This is a genomic window from Acidiphilium sp. AL (genome assembly GCF_025499445.1).
GTDB classification, from domain to species: domain Bacteria; phylum Pseudomonadota; class Alphaproteobacteria; order Acetobacterales; family Acetobacteraceae; genus Acidiphilium; species Acidiphilium iwatense.
In genome coordinates, this window is the sequence record NZ_JAIMBZ010000011.1 from 44568 (window position 1) to 69577 (window position 25010).

The 25010-nt window shown below is 62.1% G+C and carries 22 protein-coding genes; 10 read left to right on the plus strand and 12 right to left on the minus strand.

Going from position 1 to position 25010, the window contains the following annotated elements; all coding sequences use genetic code 11:
• Positions 1–40: 40 nt before the first annotated feature.
• Together AiwAL_RS09030 and AiwAL_RS09035 are read right to left on the minus strand one after the other, a co-directional pair.
• Positions 41–2236 (minus strand): peptidase domain-containing ABC transporter, encoded by a 2196-nt coding sequence (locus AiwAL_RS09030; RefSeq protein WP_262312558.1) that lies wholly within the window; start codon positions 2234–2236, stop codon positions 41–43.
• The gene (locus AiwAL_RS09035) at positions 2233–3543 is read right to left on the minus strand and encodes an HlyD family secretion protein (RefSeq protein ID WP_235703810.1); all 1311 of its coding nucleotides are present in this window, start codon (positions 3541–3543) and stop codon (positions 2233–2235) included. The genes AiwAL_RS09030 and AiwAL_RS09035 overlap by 4 nt, the downstream gene beginning before the upstream one ends.
• A gap of 436 nt (positions 3544–3979) precedes the next feature.
• Between AiwAL_RS09035 and AiwAL_RS09040 the strand changes: the two genes are divergently transcribed.
• Positions 3980–4252, plus strand: a complete 273-nt coding sequence (locus AiwAL_RS09040) for a hypothetical protein (RefSeq protein ID WP_235703809.1) — start codon at positions 3980–3982, stop codon at positions 4250–4252.
• A 102-nt stretch (positions 4253–4354) separates the two neighbouring features.
• Here the strand turns inward: AiwAL_RS09040 and AiwAL_RS09045 are convergent, their stop codons facing one another.
• Positions 4355–5278: an EamA/RhaT family transporter gene (locus AiwAL_RS09045; protein ID WP_262312559.1), complete on the minus strand. Its 924-nt coding sequence runs from the start codon at positions 5276–5278 to the stop codon at positions 4355–4357.
• A complete protein-coding gene (locus AiwAL_RS09050) occupies positions 5275–6075 on the minus strand; it encodes a creatininase family protein (RefSeq protein WP_235703807.1) in 801 nt (266 codons plus the stop codon). Before AiwAL_RS09050 ends, AiwAL_RS09045 begins: the two co-directional genes overlap by 4 nt.
• A gap of 78 nt (positions 6076–6153) precedes the next feature.
• Here AiwAL_RS09050 and AiwAL_RS09055 point away from each other — a divergent pair, with 78 nt between their 5' ends.
• Positions 6154–7596, plus strand: a complete 1443-nt coding sequence (locus tag AiwAL_RS09055) for a mannose-1-phosphate guanylyltransferase/mannose-6-phosphate isomerase (protein WP_235703806.1) — start codon at positions 6154–6156, stop codon at positions 7594–7596.
• On the opposite strand, the gene AiwAL_RS09060 is transcribed toward AiwAL_RS09055, so the two are convergent.
• Together AiwAL_RS09060 and AiwAL_RS09065 are read right to left on the minus strand one after the other, a co-directional pair.
• The gene (locus AiwAL_RS09060; protein WP_235703805.1) at positions 7581–8591 is read right to left on the minus strand and encodes an LLM class flavin-dependent oxidoreductase; all 1011 of its coding nucleotides are present in this window, start codon (positions 8589–8591) and stop codon (positions 7581–7583) included. The two genes, AiwAL_RS09055 and AiwAL_RS09060, sit on opposite strands and share 16 nt — an antisense overlap.
• A 54-nt stretch (positions 8592–8645) precedes the next feature.
• Positions 8646–9875, minus strand: coding sequence for an NADP-dependent isocitrate dehydrogenase (locus AiwAL_RS09065; protein WP_235703804.1), 1230 nt, complete (start codon positions 9873–9875; stop codon positions 8646–8648).
• 116 nt (positions 9876–9991) lie between these two features.
• Between AiwAL_RS09065 and AiwAL_RS09070 the strand changes: the two genes are divergently transcribed.
• Positions 9992–10720 (plus strand): orotate phosphoribosyltransferase, encoded by a 729-nt coding sequence (locus tag AiwAL_RS09070; protein WP_235703803.1) that lies wholly within the window; start codon positions 9992–9994, stop codon positions 10718–10720.
• Positions 10721–11329: 609 nt separating this feature from the next.
• The gene (locus AiwAL_RS09075) at positions 11330–11701 is read left to right on the plus strand and encodes a hypothetical protein (RefSeq protein ID WP_235703802.1); all 372 of its coding nucleotides are present in this window, start codon (positions 11330–11332) and stop codon (positions 11699–11701) included.
• Between the two features lie 215 nt (positions 11702–11916).
• Here the strand turns inward: AiwAL_RS09075 and AiwAL_RS09080 are convergent, their stop codons facing one another.
• Together AiwAL_RS09080 and AiwAL_RS09085 are read right to left on the minus strand one after the other, a co-directional pair.
• Positions 11917–13200: an FAD-binding oxidoreductase gene (locus AiwAL_RS09080; protein WP_235703801.1), complete on the minus strand. Its 1284-nt coding sequence runs from the start codon at positions 13198–13200 to the stop codon at positions 11917–11919.
• A gap of 63 nt (positions 13201–13263) precedes the next feature.
• Positions 13264–14355, minus strand: coding sequence for a PotD/PotF family extracellular solute-binding protein (locus AiwAL_RS09085; RefSeq protein WP_235703800.1), 1092 nt, complete (start codon positions 14353–14355; stop codon positions 13264–13266).
• A gap of 280 nt (positions 14356–14635) precedes the next feature.
• Between AiwAL_RS09085 and AiwAL_RS09090 the strand changes: the two genes are divergently transcribed.
• Together AiwAL_RS09090 and AiwAL_RS09095 are read left to right on the plus strand one after the other, a co-directional pair.
• On the plus strand, positions 14636–15190 hold the full coding sequence (locus tag AiwAL_RS09090) for a helix-turn-helix domain-containing protein (protein ID WP_235703831.1): 555 nt from the start codon (positions 14636–14638) through the stop codon (positions 15188–15190).
• A 260-nt stretch (positions 15191–15450) separates the two neighbouring features.
• On the plus strand, positions 15451–16092 hold the full coding sequence (locus AiwAL_RS09095) for a hypothetical protein (RefSeq protein ID WP_262312560.1): 642 nt from the start codon (positions 15451–15453) through the stop codon (positions 16090–16092).
• A gap of 71 nt (positions 16093–16163) precedes the next feature.
• Here AiwAL_RS09095 and AiwAL_RS09100 read toward each other — a convergent pair whose 3' ends face one another.
• The 4 genes from AiwAL_RS09100 to AiwAL_RS09115 are packed head-to-tail and all read right to left on the minus strand — an operon-like array spanning position 16164 to position 20367.
• Complete coding sequence (locus AiwAL_RS09100; RefSeq protein WP_235703798.1) at positions 16164–16820, minus strand: DUF1345 domain-containing protein; 657 nt, start codon at positions 16818–16820, stop codon at positions 16164–16166.
• A 55-nt stretch (positions 16821–16875) separates the two neighbouring features.
• On the minus strand, positions 16876–18522 hold the full coding sequence (locus AiwAL_RS09105; protein WP_262312561.1) for an FGGY-family carbohydrate kinase: 1647 nt from the start codon (positions 18520–18522) through the stop codon (positions 16876–16878).
• 27 nt (positions 18523–18549) lie between these two features.
• Complete coding sequence (locus AiwAL_RS09110) at positions 18550–19488, minus strand: sugar kinase (RefSeq protein WP_235703796.1); 939 nt, start codon at positions 19486–19488, stop codon at positions 18550–18552.
• A gap of 27 nt (positions 19489–19515) precedes the next feature.
• Complete coding sequence (locus AiwAL_RS09115) at positions 19516–20367, minus strand: DeoR/GlpR family DNA-binding transcription regulator (protein WP_262312562.1); 852 nt, start codon at positions 20365–20367, stop codon at positions 19516–19518.
• Between the two features lie 424 nt (positions 20368–20791).
• Between AiwAL_RS09115 and AiwAL_RS09120 the strand changes: the two genes are divergently transcribed.
• From AiwAL_RS09120 to AiwAL_RS09135, 4 genes are read left to right on the plus strand one after another with little or no spacing between them, the layout of a single operon-like run.
• The gene (locus AiwAL_RS09120) at positions 20792–22099 is read left to right on the plus strand and encodes a sugar ABC transporter substrate-binding protein (RefSeq protein ID WP_235703794.1); all 1308 of its coding nucleotides are present in this window, start codon (positions 20792–20794) and stop codon (positions 22097–22099) included.
• Between the two features lie 29 nt (positions 22100–22128).
• Positions 22129–23043 carry a carbohydrate ABC transporter permease gene (locus AiwAL_RS09125; protein ID WP_235703793.1) on the plus strand — a complete coding sequence of 305 codons (915 nt, stop codon included), beginning with the start codon at positions 22129–22131 and terminating at the stop codon, positions 23041–23043.
• A gap of 9 nt (positions 23044–23052) precedes the next feature.
• Entirely contained in the window at positions 23053–23874 is an 822-nt protein-coding gene (locus AiwAL_RS09130; RefSeq protein ID WP_235703792.1) for a carbohydrate ABC transporter permease, read from the plus strand.
• 9 nt (positions 23875–23883) lie between these two features.
• Positions 23884–24981, plus strand: coding sequence for an ABC transporter ATP-binding protein (locus AiwAL_RS09135; RefSeq protein ID WP_235703791.1), 1098 nt, complete (start codon positions 23884–23886; stop codon positions 24979–24981).
• The last annotated feature ends 29 nt before the right edge of the window (positions 24982–25010 follow it).

Genomic DNA, 25010 nt, shown 5'->3' on the forward strand with positions numbered 1-25010 from the left:
AATGAATATTTCTGATTATTTCTCTATAAGTTATTGATTTTCAGGCTTTTTCATGTTTCCGTTTGTTACGGACGCCGGCTTGGGTTTCCTGTGCTTCCGGCGTCGGCGGCGCCAGGGTGATCCGGTTCGCCTGGCCGGCGTTCAGCAGAATGATCTGGTCGCACAGCACGATGGTCTCGCGGCGGTGGGCGATCACGATGCGGGTCGCGTTCAGCCCTGCGATCGCCTCGACGATGCGGGCTTCGCGCGCGGTGTCGAGATGGCTGGTCGCTTCATCGAGCAACAGGATGCGCGGCCGGTGATACAGCGCACGCGCCAGGATCAGCCGCTGGCGCTGGCCGCCAGAAAGCGTCGAGCCCATGTCTCCCACCAGGGTTCGGTAGCCCATTGGCTGCGCCGCGATTTCGTCGTGAATTCCGGCCATGGTCGCGGCTTCGGTCACCTGCTCGTTCGTCGACGCCGGATCGAAGAAGCTGATATTTTCCGCGATCGATCCGGCGAATAACTGGTCGTCCTGCATCACCGCGCCGATCATCGAGCGATAGGTGGCGAGGCCGAGCGTGCGGATGTCGAGCCCGCCGACCAGGATTTCGCCTTCGGTGGGTTCCAGCAGCCCGAGGATCAATTTGGCCAAAGTGGTCTTGCCGGCACCGGACGGCCCGACCAGCGCGGCCGATTGCCCGGCTTCGATCAGCATCGAGCAGTTCCGCAAAATCCAGGGCTCGCCGTCGCCGTAGCGGAAACCGACATTGCGCAGTTCGATCGACGGTGTCGGCAGCGGCCCTTCATAGGCCGAGCCGACATGCCGTTCCGGCGGCGTCAGCACAATATCCGCGAGGCGTTCGCCATAGAGCCGGAGCATCCGCAACTCGATCGCCGAATCGACCAGATTGCCGGCGCGCGCGGTGAATTGCTTCGCATACATGGTGAAGGCGATCAGCATGCCGACGGTGAACTGTCCGCGCAGCACCAGAAGGGCCGCGAGCCAGATCAGCGCCACGTTCTCCAGCCCGAACAGGCCGGATTGCAGCGCGGTGAACACGATATGCAGCCGGCGCACCATGACCGAGCGGTTCGCGGTCTCGACCAGGGCGTTGCCGTAGCGTGCGGTGCGTTCGTTCTGCTTGTTATACAGCTTGATCGGCTGCACGCCTCGGATCGCCTCCAGCAACTGGCTCTGCTGACGGGCGGCGAAGACGATCTGATCCTCGGTCGCCTGGCGCAGCGGCATGAAGAACAGCCAGCGCAGCGCGCCATAGGCGGCGAACACGCCGAGCACGATGACGCTCAGGGCCGGGCTGTAGATGAACAGAATGACCAGGGTGAGGATCGCCATCACCCCATCGAGCACGGCTTCGACGAACTTGGTGGTCAGCGTGCGCTGGATGTTCTGCACCGCACCGTAGCGCGACACCACGTCGCCGATATGGCGTTTCTCGAAATAGTCGAGCGGCAGGCGCATCAGATGGGCGAACACGTTGGAGGCCCACTGCACGTCGAGCAGGGTGCTGACATAGACCACGACCCAGCCGCGCAAAGCCGAGATCGCCACCGAAAAAATCGTGACCAGTACGAAACCGATGCCGAGCAGGGTGAGCAGCGAATGATCGGCGGTGACCAGCACCTGATCGATCACCCATTGCAGATAGAACGGCCCCAGAATGCCGAATATCTCGAGCGCCAGAGCGAGGATCAGGATCTGCACGGCGGCCGCGCGCAGTCCCACGATCCGGCCGGCGAGGGCGCGCAGCGAGATCGAGCGCCGCGCCTCGGCGGGCCGGAAATCGGCGCGCGGCGACAATTCGAGCGCGATGCCGGTGAACGAGCGCGACGCTTCGGCAAGGGTCAGCCGGCGCACGCCGCGCGACGGGTCGTGGATGGTCACGCCGTTCGCGTCGGCCGATTTGAGCACGACGAAATGATTGAGATCCCAGTGCAGCAGGCACGGCGTTCCGAGGTTTTTCAGATCCTCCAGTTCGAGCCGGAGCGGTCGCGAATCGAGACCGAGCCGGCCGGCGATCTCAATCAGCCGGGTCAGATTTGCCCCCTTGAGCGAGGCGGGAAATTGCCGGCGCAGATTGGGCAGGTCGATATCGTGGCCGTGATAGCGCCCGACCATGGTGAGGCAGGCGAGACCGCATTCCGCCGCCTCGGTCTGCAAAACGATCGGCAAATGCCGGCCGAATCCGAAGGTAAGGCCGTCGAGGCCGAACGATGCGAAATCCGGGATTTTCATGACGCGACCTTCGAGCCGGTCCGCCGCACCGCCGGGTGGTGCGGTGTGCCGACGAATACGTCCCGCCCAAGACCATAGAGCGGTTCGAACACCCATTGGATCAGCCGTCGCCGGTCGAGCACGATGGTCGCATCGAGCGCCAGTCCGGCGCGTAGCGCCTCCCGCTGGCCGTAGACATCGACATGGGTGCGGTCAAGCGCGACCATCACCCGGTACAGCGGTTCCTTCGCCTGCGTCTGGGTCAGAGCCGCGACTTCGCTTGGTGTCAGCGCGCTTTTCGAAATCGAGACGACGGTGCCGCGATACTGGCCGAATTCCTGGTAGGGAAAGGCGGCGTAGCGCAGGTTGAGCCGGCTGCCCCGATGAATGAAGCCGATCGCCCGGCTGGGAACCAGCAACTGCGCGCGCAGGATCGAACCTGCCGGGGTGATCGAGATCAGCGACTGGCCGGTGGCGACCGCCTGGCCCGGATCGACCACGATCGACGAGACGATGCCGGCATTCGGCGCGCGCTGCACGATCGAGGCGGAAGCGGCAGTCCGCGCAAGCTGCTGACGGATACTGGCCAGTTTCGAGCGGGTCGCGTTCGATTGGGTGGCCGCGTTCAGCGGCAATTGGTGGATATCCTGGGTCGTCTTGGCGATCTGCTGATCGATCGCGGCGGTTTCGCGCTCGAGCGCCTTGAGCTGGGCGCGGGCCGCGAACACGGTGGATTTCTGCTGCTGCATCTGCAGATCGGAGATGAAACGGCCGCCGCCGATGCTTTTGAACTTGTTGAGAACCGCTTCGGTGCTGGCGATATCCTGCCTCTGGATCGCGATCTGCCCGGCGATCGCGCCGCGCTCGGTGTTCAGCATGACGAGTTTCGCGTTCAGGCCTGCGGTTTCGGTCGCGACTTCCTGTTTCTGGGTGGCGAGATCCTGTTCGAGCAGCGCCTGCTGGTCGCGCAGCGATTGACCGATCAGCACGTCGATCAGGCCCATGCTCCGGCTGTCGACATCGCCGGAAAGTTCGAGCAGGCGCTGCCCGGCGCGAACCGTTTCGCCGTCATGCACATCGACCCGCTTGACCGTTCCGGCGATGGTCGCGCTGATGTTCAGCAGGCCTGATGAGGGCACCAGCGCGCCGGATACGGTCTGGCGCCGTGTATAGTGGCCGAAGACCAGGAACAGAATGACGGCAGCGCCGATCAGTCCGGCCAGGCCCGACAGAACCCAGTGTCCGGGCGGCGAGGCCAGACGGATCGGGCCGAGCCACTCCTCGCGCTGCGCGTCGAGCGTGGCTTCGCGAAACAAACCGTCCGACACGCTCACTCCTTCGCCATGAAACCGCCGATTGCGGTAACACGCCATGCAAGGTCGCTAAAATCAAGATGATTTTTGGCGTTTTGATCAGATTCTCATTTTATGATCGATGTGCCGGGTAAATTCTTGAAATCCTGAGAAAACGGCAACCTCCAATTGCAACGGAGCCGACCGTAATGCAATTTTAATGATTTAAATTGAAAAATAATTCTAGAATCAAATTGACGAGGTTAGGCGAGGTTGTATACGTTTTCTTAGGTTTTGATGGTTTTTGAGACAACGCCAAAAGCGATCAAGCCTCGGGAGGATTCGATGACGGCGCGGGCCGCAGGTCCGGGGGTCAGATAGAGCCTTTCGCCCGACATTATCGGCAGAACGGCGTCCTCGTCGGCGGAGTTCTGCGCCTTTCAATCGCTTCACAAAAAGGAAACTATCCGCAATGACAACCATTCGTGAACTCACCGCCGCTGAAATCGACGCCGTCTCGGGCGCCGGCCTGTCCTTCAGCCTTGGCGGCAGCCTGAGCGGTCTTGGCGGCCTGCTTTCGGGGGGAGCTGCGGATCTCGAGGGCGTATTCACCTCTCTGACCGGTGACTTTGCCGCATTGTCGGCGGGTGGCGCGGCTATCCTTGGCGGTCTGGTCGGCCAACTGACCGGCGGCCTCGGTGGCCTCAGCGGTCTGACCGGTATTCTCGGCGGTCTCGGTCTCTGATCTGATTCGATAGGGTGGCGGAATCACCGGTTCCGCCACCGCGTCTTTTCAGCGTTCTCGACGGGCGTCCCGTGAAGGATGTCCGGGGCGGTTCTTGACGCCTTAACCAAACCCCGCCGCAGCGATCAGGACGACCCCGAGCGCCACTAGAACCAGCCCTATGGTTTCGCCGGGCCTGGTGCGCTCCTTCAGGTAGAAATGCCCGACGGCGAGGGTGAACAGAATCTCGATCTGGCCGAAGCCGCGCACCAGCGCCACGTCGGTCATCGCGAAGCCGGCGAACCAGCAGCCCGACCCCAGCGCCGACAGCACGCCGACCGGCGCCGCTCTGCGCCAGAGCACGATGCACTGAACGAGTTCGCGGGGGATGCGCAGGGCCATGAAGGCGCCTTGCGCGACCGTCTGCAACGTATTGGTCAGCATCAGCACCAGCAGGGCCTTGAGCAGCACGGGGGTTGCCGCGGGCAGGGCGAGTGAGGCGTTGCGGAGCAAAATCGCGGTGATCGCGAAGGCGGTGCCGGCGCCGAGTCCACACAGCGCCGCCGGTTGCGTCGAGGCGCGCAGCACCTCGGAAGGAGTCATGCGTTGACCGGCGAGGGATAGCCCGAGTACGCCCGCCACGGCGAGCATGATGCCGAGGATCGCGATCGTCGGAAGGTGCGCGCCCAGCACGACCACCGAGAACAGCACGAGCTGCGCCGCCTCGGTCTTCGCATAGGCGGTGCCGACCACGAAATTGCGATGACCGAACGCCATGATGAGCAGGTTGGTGCCGAAAATCTGCGCGATCCCGCCGATCAGGCAGAACAGGACGAATATGCTCCCGAAGACGGGCAAGCCGCGATCCAGTATTGCAAGGGCGCCGCACAGGAGCACAAGATCGACCGGCAGCGCATAGAGATAGCGCACGAAGCCGGCGCCGCCCGGCGTTAGCGCGCCGCGCAGCCGCGCCTGCAACGCGGTGCGCCAGACCTGGAAAATTGCGGCAGCGATGGTGACCGGAATCCAGCCGGCGACGAGGCTCATGACTGGGAAGCGACATGCGCGCAGAGCCGCGCCGCGATGGCGACCAGCTCATCGGTCACCGCTTCGCCCAGCGCCGCGTCGGCCTGGGTCGCATCGGCGGCGGCGGAACTGGGGGCGATTTCGGGATATTCGACCGGAGCGTCGATCTCCACGCCGCCGAAACTCAGTGCGCCGAATCCCGCGACATCGAGACCGATGACGCGTCCCGCGGCGGCGGGCGGGGTTGCGAGATCGGGTCGCGCCGCCCGCGGGCGCAAAGCGAGGGTGATCGAGGCAAGCGGTTCGCCGCCATGGCCGAAGCGCGCCGGAGCGGGGCCGATCCTGCGCTCCATCAGCCGGCGTGCGATCTTCCAGAGATAGACCGACGGAATCAGCCGCCCCTCGGCGCGGCGGATCGCGAGCGTCGCCTCGTGAATGACCGGTGCGTTGCCGCCATGACCGTTGAGAATCACGACGCGCTCCAGCCCGTTGCGTGCCAGCTCGGCTAGAACATCGGACAGCACGGCGCGGAACGTTGCCGGCGCCAACGCAAGACCGCCGGGAACGGCGCCGAAATGGTCGGCGGCGCCGAAGGGCAGGGTTGGGGCGGCGAGGGTGAGGGTTCCGGCGCCAGTGGCGGCGTGGGCGATGCGCGCGGCGATGATGTCTGTCAGCCGGAAATCGCCCATCGGCGCGTGCGCGCCCTGATCCTCCTGACTCCCCAGCGGCAGCAGGATGACCGGCCGGCGCGGCAGCAGAGCGCGCAGTTCGGCACTGGTGAGATCCTCGAGCCGTATCTTGTCGATCGAATCGGTCATGTCCTGCCTTTTCCGCATCATGCTGGACGCATAACGCATCCGCTGGCAATGAAGCGGCGACGTGAATTGGGGGACCGCATGGCTGATGGGACTGGAGCGCGGAACGAGACGATCGTTCCGGTGATTCTTTCGGGAGGCACCGGCACCCGGCTCTGGCCGGTCTCGCGCAAGGCTTATCCGAAGCAGTTCTGGCCGCTGATCTCGGGGCGTACCATGCTGCAGGAAACCGCGGCGCGGGCCGCGGGCAACGGGTTCGCGCCGCCCATCGTGGTCGCCAATGAGGAGCACCGCTTCATCGTCGCCGAGCAGTTGCGCGAAGCCGACGCCGAGGGGGCGCGCATCATGCTGGAACCGGAGGGCCGCAACAGCGCGCCGGCGATCACCGCCGCCGCGCTTCTGATCGCCGAAACCGACCCAGACGCGGTGCTCTGGATCATGGCCGCCGATGCGTCGATCGCCGATACGGCCGCGCTGCTATCGGCGCTCGGCATCGCCGTGCGCGCCGCGCGCGAGGGCTTCATCGTCACGTTCGGAATGCGGCCCACCGCGGCAGAGACCGGCTATGGCTATATCGAGCGCGGTCCGGCGCTGGACGGTCATGACGGCGCTTTCCGCATCGCGCGCTTTATCGAAAAACCCGAGGCCGCGACCGCCACCGCCTTGATCGCCGACGGGCGGCATTTCTGGAACTCGGGCATGTTCGTCGCGACCGCGCGCACGTTGCTCGCCGAAATGGAGCGCCTCGCACCGGATGTCGCCCGCGCGTCGCGCGTTGCCTTCGATGCGCGCCAGCTCGATCTCGATTTCATCCGGCTCGGCGCCGAGGGTTTCCGCTCCTCGCCAGATATCAGCATCGACTACGCGATCGCCGAGAGGACCGATCGCGCCGCCGTGGTGCCGGCGGCGATCGGCTGGTCGGATGTCGGCTCCTGGTCGGCGATCTGGGAGGTCGCGGCGAAAGACGCTTCGGGCAATGCCGCGATGGGCGAAGCACTGATCGAGGATTCGGCGCGCTGCTACGTGCGCAGCGAAGGTGCGGTGACCGCCGTGCTGGGGCTGGAGGACGTGGTGGTGATCACCACGCCGGACGCCGTTCTGGTAACCCACCGGGACAAGACCCAGAACGTCAAATCCGTGGTCGACCGGCTCAAACGCGACAAGCGCCCCGAAGCCGAGGCGCATAACCGGGTCTATCGCCCCTGGGGATTCTACGAAAGCCTGATTCAGGGCGACCGGTTCCAGGTCAAGCGGATCGTCGTCATGCCCGGCGCCAAGCTCAGCCTGCAGAAGCATTTCCATCGCGCCGAGCACTGGGTGGTGGTGGCGGGTTCGGCGCTGGTCACTCGCGATGCCGAAACCCATCTCGTGCGCGAGAACGAGAGCCTCTACCTGCCGCTCGGCTGCGTTCACCGGCTCGACAATCCGGGCCGCATTCCGCTCACGCTGATCGAGGTGCAGTCCGGCGCCTATCTCGGCGAGGACGATATCGTGCGCTACGAGGATACCTACGGGCGGAGCTGAACGGCCGATGCGTCGCGCGCCGCCGCGACGATCTCGAAGCTGCGCACCCGTGCGGCATGATCGTGGATCTGGGCGGTAATCATCAATTCGTCCGGGCGGTATTCCGCGATGAAGGCAGCGAGCCCGGCGTGGACCGTCTCCGGCGATCCGACGATCGAATGCATGAGCGCGTGCTCGACCTGGGCTTTTTCCAGCGGCGACCAGAGTTCCTCCATGGCATGAGGCGCGGGCAATTTGCCGGGCCGGCCGCGCCGGAGATTGATGAAGGCCTGCTGCAGCGAGGTGAACAGATGCGCGGCGAGCGCGTCGGTTTCGGCGGCGAAGATATTGACCCCGAGCATCGCATAGGGCCTGGCACGCTGCGCCGAGGGCTGGAATCGCGTGCGGTAGAGTTGCAAGGCGCGGCTCAGCAGGTCGGGTGCGAAATGCGAGGCGAAGGCAAACGGCAGGCCGAGTTCGGCCGCGAGTTCCGCGCCGTAGGTGCTCGACCCGAGCAGCCAGATCGGCATGTCGAGCCCGGCGCCGGGAACCGCGCGGACCGGCTGATCGGGCGGCGCGGGCTGAAAATAGGATTGCAGTTCAAGGACATCCTCGGCAAAACGGGCTTCGCTGCCCGCGAGGTCGCGGCGCAGTGCGCGGGCAGTGCGCTGATCGGTGCCCGGCGCGCGACCCAGCCCAAGATCGATCCGGCCGGGATAGAGCGAGGCGAGGGTACCGAATTGCTCGGCGACGATCAGCGGCGCGTGATTGGGCAGCATGATTCCGCCCGAGCCGACGCGGATGCTGCTTGTAGCGCCGGCGACATGGCCGACCACCACCGCCGTCGCGGCACTGGCGATGCCCGGCATGTTGTGGTGCTCGGCCAGCCAGTAGCGGTTGAACCCGAGACGTTCCGCATGGCGCGCGAGATCGGCGGTGTTGCGCAAGGCATCGGCGGGCGTCGCGCCCTCGGGAACCGGCGCGAGATCGAGAACGGAAAACGGGATGGTGCTCATTATCGATAAATAGAAGAGCGCCCCCCGTTTGTCAGGGCCGTATCGGCATGGTCGTCATGCCGCCTTGCGGCGACCCATGGCGGATTGCAGGTTCTCGTCGAGCTTGGCGAGGAAATCCTGCGTGGTCATCCAGGGCTGATCCTTGGAAATCAGGATGGCGAGATCCTTGGTCATGTGGCCGGATTCGACGGTTTCGACGCAGACGCGTTCCAGGGTTTCGGCGAATTCCGTGACCTCGGGCGTCCCGTCGAACTTGCCGCGATAGGCAAGGCCGCGGGTCCAGGCGAAAATGCTGGCGATCGGGTTGGTCGAGGTCGGCTTGCCCTTCTGGTGCTCGCGATAATGCCGCGTCACCGTGCCGTGCGCCGCCTCGCTCTCCACCGTTTTGCCGTCCGGGCTCATCAGCACCGAGGTCATCAGCCCGAGGCTGCCGAAACCCTGGGCGACGATGTCGCTTTCCACGTCGCCGTCATAGTTCTTGCACGCCCAGAGATAGCCGCCATTCCATTTGAGCGCCGAGGCCACCATGTCGTCGATCAGCCGATGCTCGTAGGTCAGGCCGTGCCTGTCGAATTCGGCCTTGAATTCAGCGTCGAAAATCTCCTGGAACACGTCCTTGAACATGCCGTCATAGGCTTTCAGGATGGTGTTCTTGGTCGAAAGATAGACCGGATAGTTGCGCAGCAGGCCGTAATTGAAGCTGGCGCGGGCGAAACCTTCGATCGAGGCGCGGGTATTGTGCATCCCCAGCGCCACGCCGGGCCCCTTGAAGTCGTGCACGTCGAGGATCATCGGCTTGCTGCCATCGGCGGGGATGTAGGAAAGCTGCACCTTGCCGGGGCCGGGGATTTTCGTCTCCGCCGCGCGGTAGATATCGCCATAGGCGTGACGGCCGATCACGATCGGCTCGGACCAGTGCGGCACCAGACGGGGGACGTTGCGGCAGATGATCGGCTCGCGGAAGATCGTGCCGTCGAGAATGTTGCGGATGGTGCCGTTCGGGCTGCGCCACATCTGCTTGAGGTTGAATTCCTTCACTCGCGCTTCGTCCGGGGTGATCGTCGCGCATTTCACCGCGACGCCGTATTCCCTGGTCGCCAGGGCCGAATCCACAGTTACCTTGTCGTCGGTGGCGTCCCGGTGCTCGATGCCGAGGTCGAAATATTTCAGGTCGATGTCGAGATAGGGCAGAATCAGCTTGTCCTTGATGAAGCCCCAGATGATCCGTGTCATCTCGTCGCCATCCATCTCGACGATGGGGTTCCTGACCTTGATTTTCGCCACGATTTTGCTCCTCCGCGCTCGGTTCCGGGGATGTCTATCACCTCGGCGCCGCGCGGCAAGACGGTGGACGGCAGGGCAGGGGTGATCTAGGACCGCGCAGAGCACGGAGGGCTGAGATGGCGGCGGGCATGGGACACGCGAGCGATTGGGACCGGGATGCGGCGCTGACGGCGGCGCGGATTCTGCTGGAAATCAAGGCGGTCAATTTCCGCCCCGACGAACCTTATACCTTCACCTCGGGCTGGAAGGCGCCGGTCTATATCGACTGCCGCAAGATCATCTATTTTCCGCGCGCGCGGGCGAAAATCTGCGAGCTGGGGGTGGAAAAGCTCACCCGGCATATCGGGTTCGAGACGATCGAGGCGGTGGCCGGCGGCGAGACGGCGGGGATTCCCTACGCTGCCTGGATCGCCGACCGGCTGTCGCTGCCGATGGCCTATGTCCGCAAGAAACCCAAGGGTTTCGGCCGCAACGCGCTGATCGAGGGCGACGTGCCGGAAGGCAAGCGCACGCTGCTGGTCGAGGATCTGACCACCGATGGCGGCTCGAAAATCCAGTTTGCCACCGCACTGCGCGACGCCGGGGCGATCTGCGATCACGTCTTCGTGGTGTTCTATTACGGGGTGTTTCCGGGCAGCCTGTCCAAGCTCGCCGAGATGGGGATTTCCCTGCACCATCTCTGCACCTGGTGGGATGTGCTGGAAGCCTGCCGGGGCGGAAATTATTTCCCTGAAGCGACACTTGCCGGGGTGCGCAAGTTCCTGGAAGACCCGGTCGCTTGGTCGGCGGCGCATGGCGGAGTTTCCAGCGCCGAGGAAGCGGCGGCGCATAAGGCGGGAAAATAAAGGCACCGCCCCATCCCGTCATTGCGACGCCGAGCCTGCGAGGCGGAAGCAATCCATCGCGCCGCAAGCCGCCATCCTCCTGTCAGTGTCCCGGTTCGGGGCAAACATCGGAACCGTCATCGCGAGCGGAGCGACGCAATCCATCGCGCCGCAAGCCGCCATCCTCCTGTCAGTGTCCCGGTTCGGGGCAAACATCGGAACCGTTATCGCGAGCGGAGCGACGCAATCCATCGCGCCGCAAGCCGCCATCCTCCTGTCAGTGTCCCGGTTCGAGACAAACATCGGAACCGTCATCGCGAGCGGAGCGACGCAATCCATCGCGCCGCAAGCCGCCATCCTCCTGTCAGTGTCCCGGTTTGGGGCAAACATCGGAACCGTCATCGCGAGCGGAGCGACGCAATCCATCGCGCCGCAAGCCGCCATCCTCCTGTCAGTGTCCCGGTTTGGGGCAAACATCGGAACCGTCATTGCGAGCGGAGCGAAGCAATCCATCGTGCCGCAAGCCGCCATCCTCCTGCACCGCAATAGATTTCCATTCAAGCAAAGGAACGGATATGGTAACGTCCAGCGGGCAAGAAAATCATGCCTTTCTGTCGAGGAACCATCCCAATGCCGCCAGGACGAATTTCACGGCTCGAACTCGAGGCTGACAATTTTCACGAAGGCGCGGGAGGCCAGTGGTACCGGGATCATAATTATGGAAATCGGGATGTCGGCGATAACCACACCCATTTGATCGGAGTTATGCGGACTTTCGGTTACGACCCGGTCACCAATCCCCGTCCGCCGGAGATTCTTGTCGTGGATCGGATTGAATTTAAAATACGTCTCGCCGGCCGCAATGTTTGCAGGGTATGGCTCATCAAAACGACGGAAGGTGATTTTCTGATGCCTGTTCTTCCCAGGGGCATCAATACCGAAGAAGCGAGGATCGCCCGCCGCCTCTTCGACGCTCTTCCGAGTTCGCTGAGCGCAGAGTGATCATTGCGACAGGGGCATCATGACAAATCCCGCCTCTGATTTTACGGGTATCATGAACCGGCGGCGGGTATCTCTGCCAGGCTGTCGCCGCGCGCGCCGCATCGGCGCGGTTCCGCAATAAGTGGGCCGGAGCCTCGCCTGACTGAGAAGGCGCCGCCCACGGCTTCGCTCCACTTGACACGAAATTCACAAAAACGCACCAGCCGGTGACCAAGTTATCCAGATAGTCGGGTCCTCATCCGACCATATGCTATCCGGGCCGCCACGCCCACTCTCCAAAACCGGCGCAATGGAACCGGCGCGATGGGACTGATGGGCAGCTCCAATTCATCGTCCTTTGCACCGAGGGCTCTACGAGCGAGGAGCTCCCCTACAAGCGTCGCCATCGCGACGCCGCGGCCATTGTATCCAACTCCCACCAGCATACCGGGTGCCGGCTCATGCACATGCGGGTAATGATCCAAAGTGATCGCGACACGGCCATTCCAACCGTGGGTCCATTCAATTCCGTTGAGAAAGGGCCATAGCCGTGACGCATAGCGCTTCAAATGGAGAAAACTATTGAGCCCCTGTTTCGATCGGAGAACGCTCCGCCCTCCGATCAGTAGACGATTTCCTTCATCCACTCGAAAGTAGGTTGGAAGCGGGCCAAGCTCATAGACGACTTGTCGACCCGGCAAGATGGTAGTTGCGAGCGCGTCAGGTAAAGGCTCCGTCGCGATGATCGCACTATAGACAGGTACGAGGCTATTCTTAACCGCTGCGGCAACCTCATCCGTATATCCGTTAGTACCGAGAACCACCTGCTCGGCGTCTACGCTCCCCCGAACCGTCGTAAGAGTCCAATGGGCTCCGTCTCTTCGGACTCGTAACACCCGGCTCGCGCCGTAGATCTCCGCGCCGGCTCTCCGAGCGGCGGCTGCCAGACCTCGCGCATACCCCAGTGGGTTCAGCGATCCACCGCGGCGATCCAGCATGCCGACCAAATAGCGCGACGAGCCAGTTCGGGATTGCATCGCATGTGACGATAGAAGCTCTACAGGCATGCCATGGCGCACGTATTGAGCGATACTCTGCATGATCCGCCTTTCATCAGTCGTCGTGTATGCGGCGCGAATGGTTCCATCCTGCCTCGCTTCACATTCCATCCCGTGCTGGCGCACCAATTCAAACACTCGGCTGGGGCCGTTCCAAGCCCAGTCGATCATCCTGTTTCCTCTCTCGTTTCCGAACCGTCGCACGATCTCGTCCGGATCCGCTTTGAGGCCGGGATTTACTTGTCCCCCGTTTCGTCCTGAAGCTCCCCAACCAACGTCGTTGGCCTCAAGAACGACAACCCGCACGCCACGTTCTGCCAAACATAGAGCCGCTGAGAGGCCTGTATAGCCGCCGCCAATGATCGCGACGGATGTTCGAATGTGACCGGCAAGGCTCGGCGCAACAACGCCGGACTTCGCGGTTTCCACATAAAGGCTGGCCGGAAACGACTGTCGATCCATCGTCAGTTCTTCACGCGTGAATCCTGGCCGTGCTCGCCGTCATAAGACCTACGACATATCCGGTCAGTGCTCGCGAACTGCCGACCAGATAGCGTAAAATACCTGCACCTTGTTCTTTGGAAGAGGATTCAAGAAATACAATCTTCTCATCTCATCTTTGCCTGGCGACACCAATGGCGCACTCAGGGCCTTATCAAGATATGGCATCGCTTTCGCGTTGGGGCTCGAGTAGTTGTTGAAGTTCGACAGCTCGGCTCCGGCTTTAGCGGAAAGAATATAGTTTATGAACTCGTACGCTAGTGCCGGGTCAGGCGCATGTGCGGGAATGGCCATCGTATCGACCCACATCAGAGTGCCTTCCTTGGGCACGATGTACCTCGTATCCGGGCAATGCCCCATTTGCCCCGCGTGACAAGTAGCAATGTCGCCGTTCCAGCTCATTCCGGCGTCGATGATACCAACTTCTATATCATGAACCTCGACTTCGCCGCCAACGAAGCCGATGAAATTCGGCCGCTTCGTTGTCTTCTCGATTAAGCGCGCCGCCTTCAACCATTGACTCTTCTTGCTACACTGAATACCGAAACCGAGGTATGCACATGCCGCGCCTATGGTCTCACGCCCCTTGCCACCTATGAGCGCAAACGGATAATGCGGATTTTCTTTCGGATCAAACAGTAACGCCCAGCTATTCGGCGCGCTATTGAATTTTTTTGTATTATAGATTACACCCGTCGTACCCCATTGGTATGGAATCGAATAGGCGTCATGTGGATCATAACTTGGATTCTGAAATTTTGGCAGAAGATTTTTGAAATTCGATAGGCGTGCATGGTCTAGTTTTTGAATTAATCCTTCGTCAGCAAGCTGGGAAATATAAAAGCTGGTCGGAACAACAACATCGTATTGCGCATCGCCCCCAGCATTGAGTTTGGCGACAAGTTGTGCGTTGGAATTATAATAACTCTGAATCACCTTGCAACCGCATTTTGCTTCAAATTTCTTGATAACTCCATTACCGATATAATGCGCCCAGTTAAAAAGGTAGAGGGTTTTGGTTGACGCCCAAGTTGGTGTCGTGGACAATCCCCAGAGGATAAATAATGAAAGCAGAATTCTGCCAAACTTTACAGGAATGGCATGAGACTTCAGCATCTTGGCCTCCTCATCTATTGTTATCAGAAAAACAGCGCAACAGAAAATCCAATGGGACCCTCGGCACAACGCTTAGACGGGGCGGGGCGCCCGATACGGGTTCAGTTTCGGCCATACTTAAGGCAAGCTATAATCCGGAGCATTTTAATGTCAATAAAAATGTAAAAATCCTGCAATTTTTATAGCTATAACGGAAAAAGGAACCCAGATGGACGAATATGACCGAGCTGGCGCACTAAAGCGCAGAAGGAGGGTCAAGGGTGAGGCCGAGTCCACTCAGATGAAGGTCGGAGCACGGTTGCGTATCTCTCGCAGAAGACGGAATTGGACTCTGCAGGAGTTAGCTAGGCTCAGCGGGGTCTCGGTAAGCATGCTGAGTCAGATCGAGTGCGGCGTCTCAACACCTTCGATTAAAACGTTGCAGCGTTTATCAGATGTCTTCGGCGTGCCTATGAGCTGGTTCTTCAGTGAACCCAGCGCCATGGCACATGAGCCGCGCTGGATCGTTCGGCAAGAGCAGCGGCGAGTGCTTAAACTGACGACAAATGGTGTCACGAAGCAGCTATTATCCGCGGAGGCCGGAGACGGTAAGATCCAGCTTATGTTGGTTCACATTGAGCCGAATGGCTCCTCGGGCGACACCGCGTACACCCATGCGGGTTACGACGCGGGCACGGTCCTGGAAGGGTCTCTGCGCCTCGAAGTCGATGGTCAGGCCGGCGTTCTCTGCGCTGGTGATTCGTTTGAGTTTTCGAGCGCTCTACCACATCGGTTCGAAAATGCAGGTTCGACCCGATGCGTCGTTCTCTGGGCCGTTGCCCCCGCCTTTTACTGACGTGTAGCCAATTCTGACAATGCCTTGCGCACTATCAACAGATATGAACCGTCAAAGGATCGGCGACGCGCTGGATGGAACTTGCTGCGAACCGGGAGTTCCGACGCCGTCGACGTAAGGGCTTGTCCCCCACCGCCCGATCATGGACGAGATTGATTCTGCGATATGGAGCGCGGGACGAAACGGTCTGTCGAACCAGCCCTGTCCACCCCGCACAATCCCCTTGCCCACCCCCCGTCATTTATGTTCTTGTTTCGTTCGTGAGCCTGAACACCCCCTCCGCCCGCTTCGCCGGCATCATCGAGTATCTCTGCCAGGCCGTCGCCGCCCGCGGCGTCAAGGGTGCGTTCGCATCGCCGCTGCTGACCCTCTTGCTCTGGAACCGCCTGCGCTTCATCGCCGCCCGCTTCAAGGCCATCGCCAGCGCGCCCCGCTACGCGACCCCGCCCCGGCGCCGCGCGCGGACACGCCCTCCGGCACCGCCGCGCGAACCCGAACCTGCACCCGCACCGTCCGAGCCCGCATCGCCGGAACCCGAAGCGCTCCGCCTGCCGCGCCGCTTCGCCTGGCTGCTCGCTCCGTTGCCGGAATCCAGGACGGCCGCCTCGCAGCTTCGCTTTTTCCTCGGCGATCCCAGGGTCGCCGCCATGATCGAAGCCGATCCCCGCTTCGGCCGCCTGCTCCGTCCCCTGTGCCACAGCCTCGGCATCAGGCCGCCGCCCTGCCTCTGCATCGCAAGATCGCCAAACCCGTCCGAACCCGCGGCACCCGAGCCGCGGACAAACACCGCCCCCGAAACACCATCGATGCGGCACATCCCGTTCCATGTTCAGGTGCCGCCCCAGCCCGGCCGCGCCATCCAGCCCGTCCTTTGCCGCGCCATCGCGCGCGCGCCGCCCTGACCGCGCACCGGCTCATCCGCCCGCCCAACCTTGCCCGATCAGCGATTGGGCAGGGCGAGCGGCGTTGCGGCTCAGAAAATCCCGGCGGCGATGTTGATGGTCAGCGCCAGCACCACTGTATTGAACATGTAGCCGATCAAGCCTTGCAGCGTGGCGAGGCGGCGCATTTTCCGTCCGGTGACGTTCACGTCCGATACCTGGAACGTCATGCCGAGCACGAAGGAAAAATAGATGAAATCGAGGTAGTCGGGCGAATCCTCGCCGGGGAATTCCAGGCCGCCCTCGGGGCCGGCGCTCGTGATGGCATAGTATTCATGCGCGTAACGATACGCGAAGGTCACTTGGGTCATCAGCCACGATGCTGTCAGGGTAAGTGCCACAAGCGCGATATATTCGCTATGAGCGGCCTTCAGATGCGCGAGGCCGGAAAAAATCACGATGGCGGTGAAACTCATCACGGCGCCGATCAGCGTCAGGGCGAACAGCGACCATTCACCTTCCTCCTGACGGGCGGCATCGGCAGCGATGCGCTTATGGTCGGCGTGCGCGAAATGGATGGCCGCGAGAATCAGGAACGCGGCGACGAACACGTCCCATGAGATCACGCCGCGCGTGGTCAATGGGAGGGTGTGCGGCAGGAACGGAAACGCGATCAACCCACAGACAAGGCCGGTGAACAGGCGCGGGCGACCGAGAATGATGCGGATGGGCAGGATCGGATTGGACATTTAGCCTTAATAAACGACCGTCCCGTAATAGCCAGAATCCCGATGGCTCAATCCATCAATAGCCGGCCATAAGGGTGCGATAGGCAAGCTGGTCGGCGTGCATGCGCTGGAACACCGCATATTTCCGGGCGTGATACCCGGCGGCGGCTTGGTTTGGGGCGATGACCTGTCCGGCGCGGCTCATTGCCGCCATCGCCGCGCGAATATCGGAATAGGCTTTGCCGGCGACCGCGCCGAGGATGGCCGCACCCAGGAGAACCGCTTCCGGTTCGGTGGGCAGTGCCACGCGGCAGCCCGTGGCGTCGGCGTGCTCGCGCAGAAATACCGGGTTCTTGGTGCCCCCGCCGGTCGCGAAAATCGTGTCGATCGCGTAGCCGTTTGCGTTCATCGTTTCGATGATGTGGCGCGTGCCATAGGCGATCGCCTGGATGGTCGCGAGATAGAGGCGCGCGCAATCCTCCGGCGTGGCGGAAAGCGACAGGCCGGAGACCATGCCACGCAGGGTCGCATCCGCGTGCGGCGAGCGGTTGCCGTGGAAATCGGGGAAAACATGGAGCCCTTCGGTGAGTAATGCGGGCAACGGCGCTCGCACCGCCATATCGTCCAGGATGCCGTTCAGAAGCTGATAGATGGTGATGCCCTGGACTTGCGCCCGTTCGGCCAGCGCGGGATAGGCGGCATGACCGGTCACGATGTGGTCGATCAGCGCGCCGGTCGCCGACTGGCCGCCCTCGTTCAGCCAGAAATCGGGAACCATCGCCGAGAAATACGGCCCCCACACGCCTGGAGCGAAATTCGGGGTGCGCGAAACCGCCATGTGGCACGAGGAGGTGCCGCCGATCAGCGCCAGACGGCGGGCGAATGCCGCATCGTCCGGCGGCGTGCCGTCGAGAGCGGCGCCGATCACGCCCAGACCGCCGGCATGGGCGTCGATCGCCGAGGTGCCGACTGGGATGCCGGCATCGAGCCCGAACGCGGCGGCGGCCTCCACCGACAGCCCTGGTCCCGCGGGCGCGCCCATCGGCAGGATGGCGGTGCCGATGCGCGCGAAGTTCTCGTCGGCGAGATCGCCAAGGCCGATCGCGCGGAAATAGGTCTCGTCCCAGCGATTCTCGTGGCCGAGATAGGTCCATTTGCACACGGTGGAGCAGAGCGAACGCGATGGCGCTCCCGTCGCACGCCAGGTGAGATAGTCGGGCAGGTCGAAAAAATGTGCTGCCTTCCGCCAGATTTCCGGCAAGTTCTGTTTGAGCCAGAGCAGTTTCGGCGTCTGCATCTCCAGCGAGATGCGGCCGCCGACATAACGCAGCACCGCGTGATCGCCCGCGTTGATCCGTTCGGCCTGCCCGTGCGCGCGATGATCGGCCCACAGAATGACATCTTGCTCCGCCGCGCCGGCGGGATCGACGCTGAGCGGCGCGCCGCCGCGATCGAGCACGACAAGCGAACAGGTCGCATCGAAGCCAATGCCGCGTACACGCAGGTTTCTGCCGGCCTCGGCGCGTGCCGCGTGCACGGAATCGCCAACGGCGGCCCAGATATCGGTGCTGGATTGCTGGATGAAATCGGCGCGCGGCCACCACTGGCGGATCGGGCGCACCGCCTGGGCAAGCATGGCGCCATCCAGCGTGAACACGCCGGCGCGCGCGCTGCCGGTGCCGACATCGATGCCGATCGCCACATCCGTTTTTGAATCACTCATGATGCGCTCTCTCGAAATAACGAAATGTTATGGCAGATCGCTTCGCGCGATGAGCGCATCTAGGGCTGCAAAACCCCCGATCCCTTCCATCCCGCCTTTGCGGCTGACCGCGAGCGCACCGGCGGCATTGGCGTAGGTGACGCAGCGCCGCATATCCATACCCTTGAGCAGACAGGTGACGAAGGCCGCGCTGAAACAATCACCCGCGCCGGTCGGGTCGGCTTCCTCGATCGGAAATGCCGGCACGTCGAAAGCATCGTCGTTGCTGTAGAAACTCGCCCCTTTGCGGTTGCGCTTGATCACGATCATGCGCACGCCGAGGTCGAGCAATTCGTCGATCGCGGCGCGTTCGGATTTCGCGTCGGTCGGCAGCAGGATCTCAGGGCCCGACGGCATGAAGATGTCGGTATAGCCCAGCATGAATTCGAGTCCCGCGCGCATTTCTGGAATCCGCAGCATTTCCTTGCGGATATTGGGGTCGAACGAGATCGTCGCGCCATTCGCCCGGACCAGCTCGAGTGCTTTTTTCATTTCATCGATGATGTGGAACGAGAAGAGCGACGACCCCATGATATGGAAATGCGCACACTCGGCGAGCATGGCGCGTGCCGCGCCGTCGATCGCGATCCGGCCGGCGGCGCTGCGCTTGAGGTTGAACAGGAAGTCGCGGTCGCCATCCTCGCGATAGCGCACAAAGGCGCTCGCGGTGACCTGATCGGGGTCGATGCGCACGGCGCCGACATCCACGTTCTCGCGGCGCAGCCGCTCGACGTTGAGCCAGCCGAAATCGTCGTCGCCGACGCAGGAAATAATGCCGGCGCGGGCGCCGAGCCGTGCCGCCTGAACGATGAAGGTTGCCGGCGCGCCGCCGGGGAACGGACCAAGCAGGCGGCCGGGTTCAAGGAAGCCCTGGCCGCGTTCCTCGGCAAGGATATCGACCAGAATCTCCCCCATGGTGAGGATCATGCCATCCCCACTGTCACGCCGCACCCGTCACGAGGCTTCGCCGGCGGTGCGGGCCGCGCGTTCGGCACTCGGACGGTGGCTGCAGAAATGCGCCTGGGTTCCGCCATCGCTGTCGATCGGCCGGAATCCAGCATCGATCATGATGTCGCGCGCGCGATTGCTGGGGGCCGAGGGCAGGATGATATCGGAAATGCCGGCAAGCGGCAGATGCGCGGCCCTGCGTTCAAGTGACAGTACCTGGCTGCCGACCAGCACGATACTGCGTGCCGCGCGTCGCAACGCCGCTTCGCCGAGGCGCTCGGCGGATTTCGAGGCCAGCAGAAGCATCGCATCGGCCGAGAGTGCGTCGGCTTCGATGATCGTCCAGCCGAGCGGATAGTGGTCCAGGCCGCGGATCGTCTGTGCGCCTTCGAGCGCGCCAGTCTCGGCGTTGATCTCGCCGCCCAGCAGATGCACCCGCGCATCGAGACAGGCACGTGCCAGCGGAATTGCTGCCACATTGGCGAGCAGCACGGACAATCCGGGAATTTCGGCGAGCCAGGGAATCAGTTGCATCGCCAGATCGCCGGGGCCGATCAGCACGGTCTGATCCGGCTCGATCAGGCTCTGCGCACGTCGCAGCATGGGCACGAGCAGCGCCTTGGTCAGCGGCGCGCTCACCGGGCGATCGCGCGGCGCCGCGGATTTCGTGGCGATCGCCTTGCCGAAGCTGCGCACGATCAGGCCCTGTTCCTCGAGATAGGACAGATCACCGCGGATCGTGACTTCCGAGACCATCAGCGCGGTGCTGAGTTCGTCCACCCGCATCTGGCCATGCTGGCGGATCCAGTCGGCGATTTTCAGCCGGCGCTGGAGCACGGCGCTTTTCGCGCCGATCATCACCTTGCTGCCCTGGCGTTGCGCATCCCCAATCGTTGCCAGCGATCGGACAGAAAGTCCATAAGTTTCGTATCGAAAGCCGAAAACCTGGACAGCGCTGCTGCCTCATGCAAAAATCGAGGGATTTGCCCGGATTTGCGATGTTTTCTACGAAATAATTTTTGCATTGACTTTCTAAACGAAAGAAGTTTACCTGCGTTTCATAAGATGCGGACGAACCGCACGCCGTGGCAGCGAGAGGAGCGTCGTCACAGCGGTGCGTTGGACATTCGCACCCGTACGGGTTTTCTCATTCGATATCGTCACGAATTTTGCGGTTCTCACTTCCGCCGCGCGGTGTCGCGTGCCGGTCTGTCTCCTGGGCACGCCATCGCCGCCGACTTGCATTGAAGCCATCAAGAACGATCGAAAGGGGGATACAGGAATGAAACGATATCAGAATATCATGGGCGGCTTGCTCGGCGTGCTCTGCGCGACCGGCGCGGCTCATGCCGCCACATTGACCATCGCAACGGTGAACAATCCCGACATGCTGCAGATGCAGAAACTGTCGCCGCAATTCACCAAGGAAACCGGGATCAAGCTGCACTGGGTGGTGCTGCCCGAGAATACGCTGCGCCAGCGTGTGACCACGGATATCGCGACCAATTCCGGGAATTTCGACGTGGTGACGGTGGGAACCTACGAAGTGCCGATCTGGGCGAAAAGCCACTGGCTCGACCCGATGACCGGCCTGCCGGCGAGCTACGACGTCAAGGACATATTTCCATCCGTCCGCAAGGGGCTTTCCTACAAGGGCATGCTCTATGCCCTGCCATTCTACGCCGAAAGTTCGGTCACCTATTACCGCACGGACCTGTTCAAGAAAGCCGGCATCACCATGCCGAAGCACCCGACCTATAAGCAAATCGCGGAATACGCGGCGAAAATCAACGATCCCGCCAAAGGCGTCTACGGCATCTGCCTGCGCGGCCTGCCCGGCTGGGGCGAGAACATGGCCTATATCGATACGCTGGTGAATACCTATGGCGGCCGCTGGTTCGACATGAAATGGCAGCCGAAGCTCGATAGCGCCGCGTGGAAGAATGCAGTCACGTTCTACGTCAATCTGGAAAAGAAATACGGGCCGCCGAACGCGACATCGAACGGTTTTACCGAGAATCTGGCGCTGTTCAGCCAGGGCAAATGCGGCATGTGGATCGATTCCACCGTTGCCGCCGGAACGCTGTGGGACCCCAAGACCTCGAAGGTGGCCCACGATGTCGGCATGGTCGATGCGCCGGTCGCGGTGACGCCGAAAGGGGCGCATTGGCTCTGGGCGTGGTCGCTCGCCATTCCGAAATCGACCCGCAAGGAAGCGGATGCCAAGAAGTTCCTGGAATGGGCGACATCGAAGCAGTATCTGGCGCTTGCCGGCAAAACCTTCGGCTGGGTGCAGACGCCGCCGGGCACCAGGATTTCCACTTATGACAATCCGAACTACCTGAAAGCCGCCCCTTTCGCGAAAATGGTGAAGCACGCGATTCTGACCGCCGATCCCAACGACCCCACCTTGAAGAAAGTGCCCTATGTCGGCGTTCAGTTCGTCGCCATCCCGCAATTCGAGGGAATCGGCACCGAGGTTGGCCAGCAGATCGCGGCGGTATTGGCCGGGCAGAAATCCGTTGAAGCGGCACTGAAACAGGCGCAGTCTTCAACTGCGCGGACGATGAAGGAAGCGGGCTACCACTGAGCCGGATCACGGAACGTTCAGGTGGCGGAATGAGCGAAGCGATCACCAAAACCGGCGGGCTGCGGGTGACTGGCCGGTCCCGCGGCTCGCGGCAGGTCAATACCTTGCCCTTGCTGCTGCCGGCGGTGGCTTTGCTGCTGCTCTGGTCGGTTCTGCCGCTGCTGCGCACGCTGTTCTATTCGTTCGAACACTATAACCTGATGTCGCCGCCTGCAGTGCTCAACGGCGGCCTGAACTACCGCTATCTGTTCACCGACGTCTCGACCTGGGTGGCGATCGAGAACAGCGTTATTCTCGTCGTCGGCGTGCTGTTTGCGTCCATCGTATTCGGCACGCTGATCGCCTTGCTTCTCAATAACGATTTTCCTGGTCGGAACGTCGCGCGGCTGATGGCGATCGCACCGTTTTTCGTGATGTCGCCGGTCGCGGCCCTGATCTGGAAGAATCTGCTGCTCGATCCGGTCAGCGGATTGTTCGGTTGGCTGATGATGCTGGTGGGATTGCGCCCGATCGCCTGGTTCAGCACCGATCCGATGACTGCCGTGATCATCATCTATTCCTGGCGGTGGATTCCGTTCGCAACACTGATCCTGCTGACCGCGCTGCAATCCCTCGACACCGACCAGCTCGAAGCGGCCCGGATGGACGGCGCGCACGGTTTCGCGCGGCTGCGCTACATCGTGCTGCCGCATCTCGGACGGCCGATCGCCATCGTCATCATGCTGGAATCGATCTTTCTGTTGTCGGCATTCGCGGTGATCTACACGACGACGAATGGCGGGCCGGGCGATGCGACCACGACGCTCACCTATCTGATCTTCATCAAGGCGTTGAATGATTTCTCCATTGGCAGCGCGTCGGCGGCGGGCGTATTCGCGATCGTGCTTGCAAATATTCTTGCTTTCTTCCTGATTCGCGCCGTTTCGAAAAACCTGCAGCGTTAGGAAGCGGCGATGAAACCATCCATCTCCAGCAGGGTCATTTTCGGCGTGCTAGCCTGGATCGCCGCCTTGGTGATGTTCTTCCCGATTCTCTGGATGCTAATCACCGCCTTCAAGACCGAAGGCCAGGCGATCGCGATCCCGCCTCTGCTAATCTTTCCGCCGACATTCGAGAGCTTCCTCGCGGCGACGAACAATGCCGGCTATATTCTGTTCGCGATCAACAGCGTTGTCGTCAGTATCGGGTCGACGGTTCTCGCCATCGCGATCGCGTTCCCCGCTGCCTATGCGCTTGCGTTTTTTCCGGGAAAACGCACCGAGTTTACCCTGATGTGGATGCTGTCCACCAAGATGCTGCCGGCGGTGGGCGTCCTGATGCCGATCTATCTCGGCCTGAAGGAAGCCGGGCTTCTGGACACGCGGATTGGCCTTGTCGGCATCGACACGCTGATGAACCTGCCAATCGTGGTCTGGATGCTCTATTCGTTCTTCAAGGAAATTCCAGGGGAAATTCTGGAAGCCGCGCGGGTCGACGGGATCGGTCCGCGCAAGCAGATGGTCCATCTGCTGTTGCCGCTGTCGGGGCCCGGCATTGCGTCCACCGCACTGCTCTCGGTCATTCTGTCGTGGAACGAGGCGTTCTGGAGCATCAACGTGACCGCTTCGCGCGCCGGCACGCTCGCCGCCTATATCGCGCGTTTCTCGGCGCCGGAAGGTTTGTTCTGGGCGAAACTGTCCGCGGCCTCGGTGCTTGCGGTGGCGCCGATTCTGGTCTTCGGCAGCCTGACTCAGCGGCGCCTGGTTCGCGGCTTGACGTTCGGCGCGGTGAAATAGGAGAGAATGATGGCAAAGCTCGTTCTCGAAAAAGTCGAGAAGCGGTATGAGGGATTCCATGCGATCAAGGGAGTCGATCTTGCGATCGACGATCGCGAGTTCGTGGTTTTCGTGGGGCCGTCCGGCTGCGGCAAGACGACGCTGCTGCGCATGATCGCGGGGCTTGAGGAAATCACCGGCGGCGATTTCAGTATCGACGGGGTGCGCGCGAACGATATTCCACCCGACAAGCGCGGCCTCGCCATGGTGTTTCAGACCTATGCGCTCTACCCGCACATGACGGTCGCGGAAAACATGGGATTCGCCTTGAAAATGGCGAAAGTCCCCAAGGCCGAGATCGTGGCTAAGGTGTCCCAGGCCGCCGCGATGCTGCAACTCGACAAGGTGCTCGACCGAAGGCCGAAGGCGCTCTCCGGCGGGCAGCGCCAGCGTGTCGCGATCGGCCGGGCGATCGTGCGCAATCCGAAAGGATTTCTGTTCGACGAACCGCTGTCCAATCTCGATGCGGCGCTGCGCGTTCAGATGCGCACCGAACTGGTCAAGCTCAACAAGGAATTGCAGACGACGATGATCTACGTCACCCACGATCAGATCGAGGCGATGACCATGGCCGACCGCATCGTGGTGCTGAACGGCGGGATCGTCGAACAAGTCGGCAGCCCGCTCGAACTTTACAACAATCCGGCCAATCTGTTTGTCGCGGGATTCATCGGCTCGCCCAAAATGAACTTGCTGGACGGCGAGATCGTCGCGCGGGACGATCATGGGGCGCAAGTCGCGCTCGCGGATGCGGGAGTGGTGACGATCGCGGCCGATGGCATCGAAGCGGGGCCGGGAACCCGCGTGACCGTTGGAATGCGGCCCGAGCATACGATGCTCGCGGAATCCGGGCCGATTGGGGGCGTCGCGGATTTCGTCGAACATCTCGGCAACGAAACCCTCGTCTATGTGAAGCGACCGAATGGCGGGATGATGATTGTCAAGGCCGATGAACTGGCTGGCATTCGCATGGGCGATCCGGTGACCATGGCGCCGCGGACCGATCGGGCATCTTTGTTCGGCCCGGACGGCAGGGCGTTGATAAGGCGGACATTCCATCTGCATTGAACCCGTATCCGCGATACCTGACGAACGAC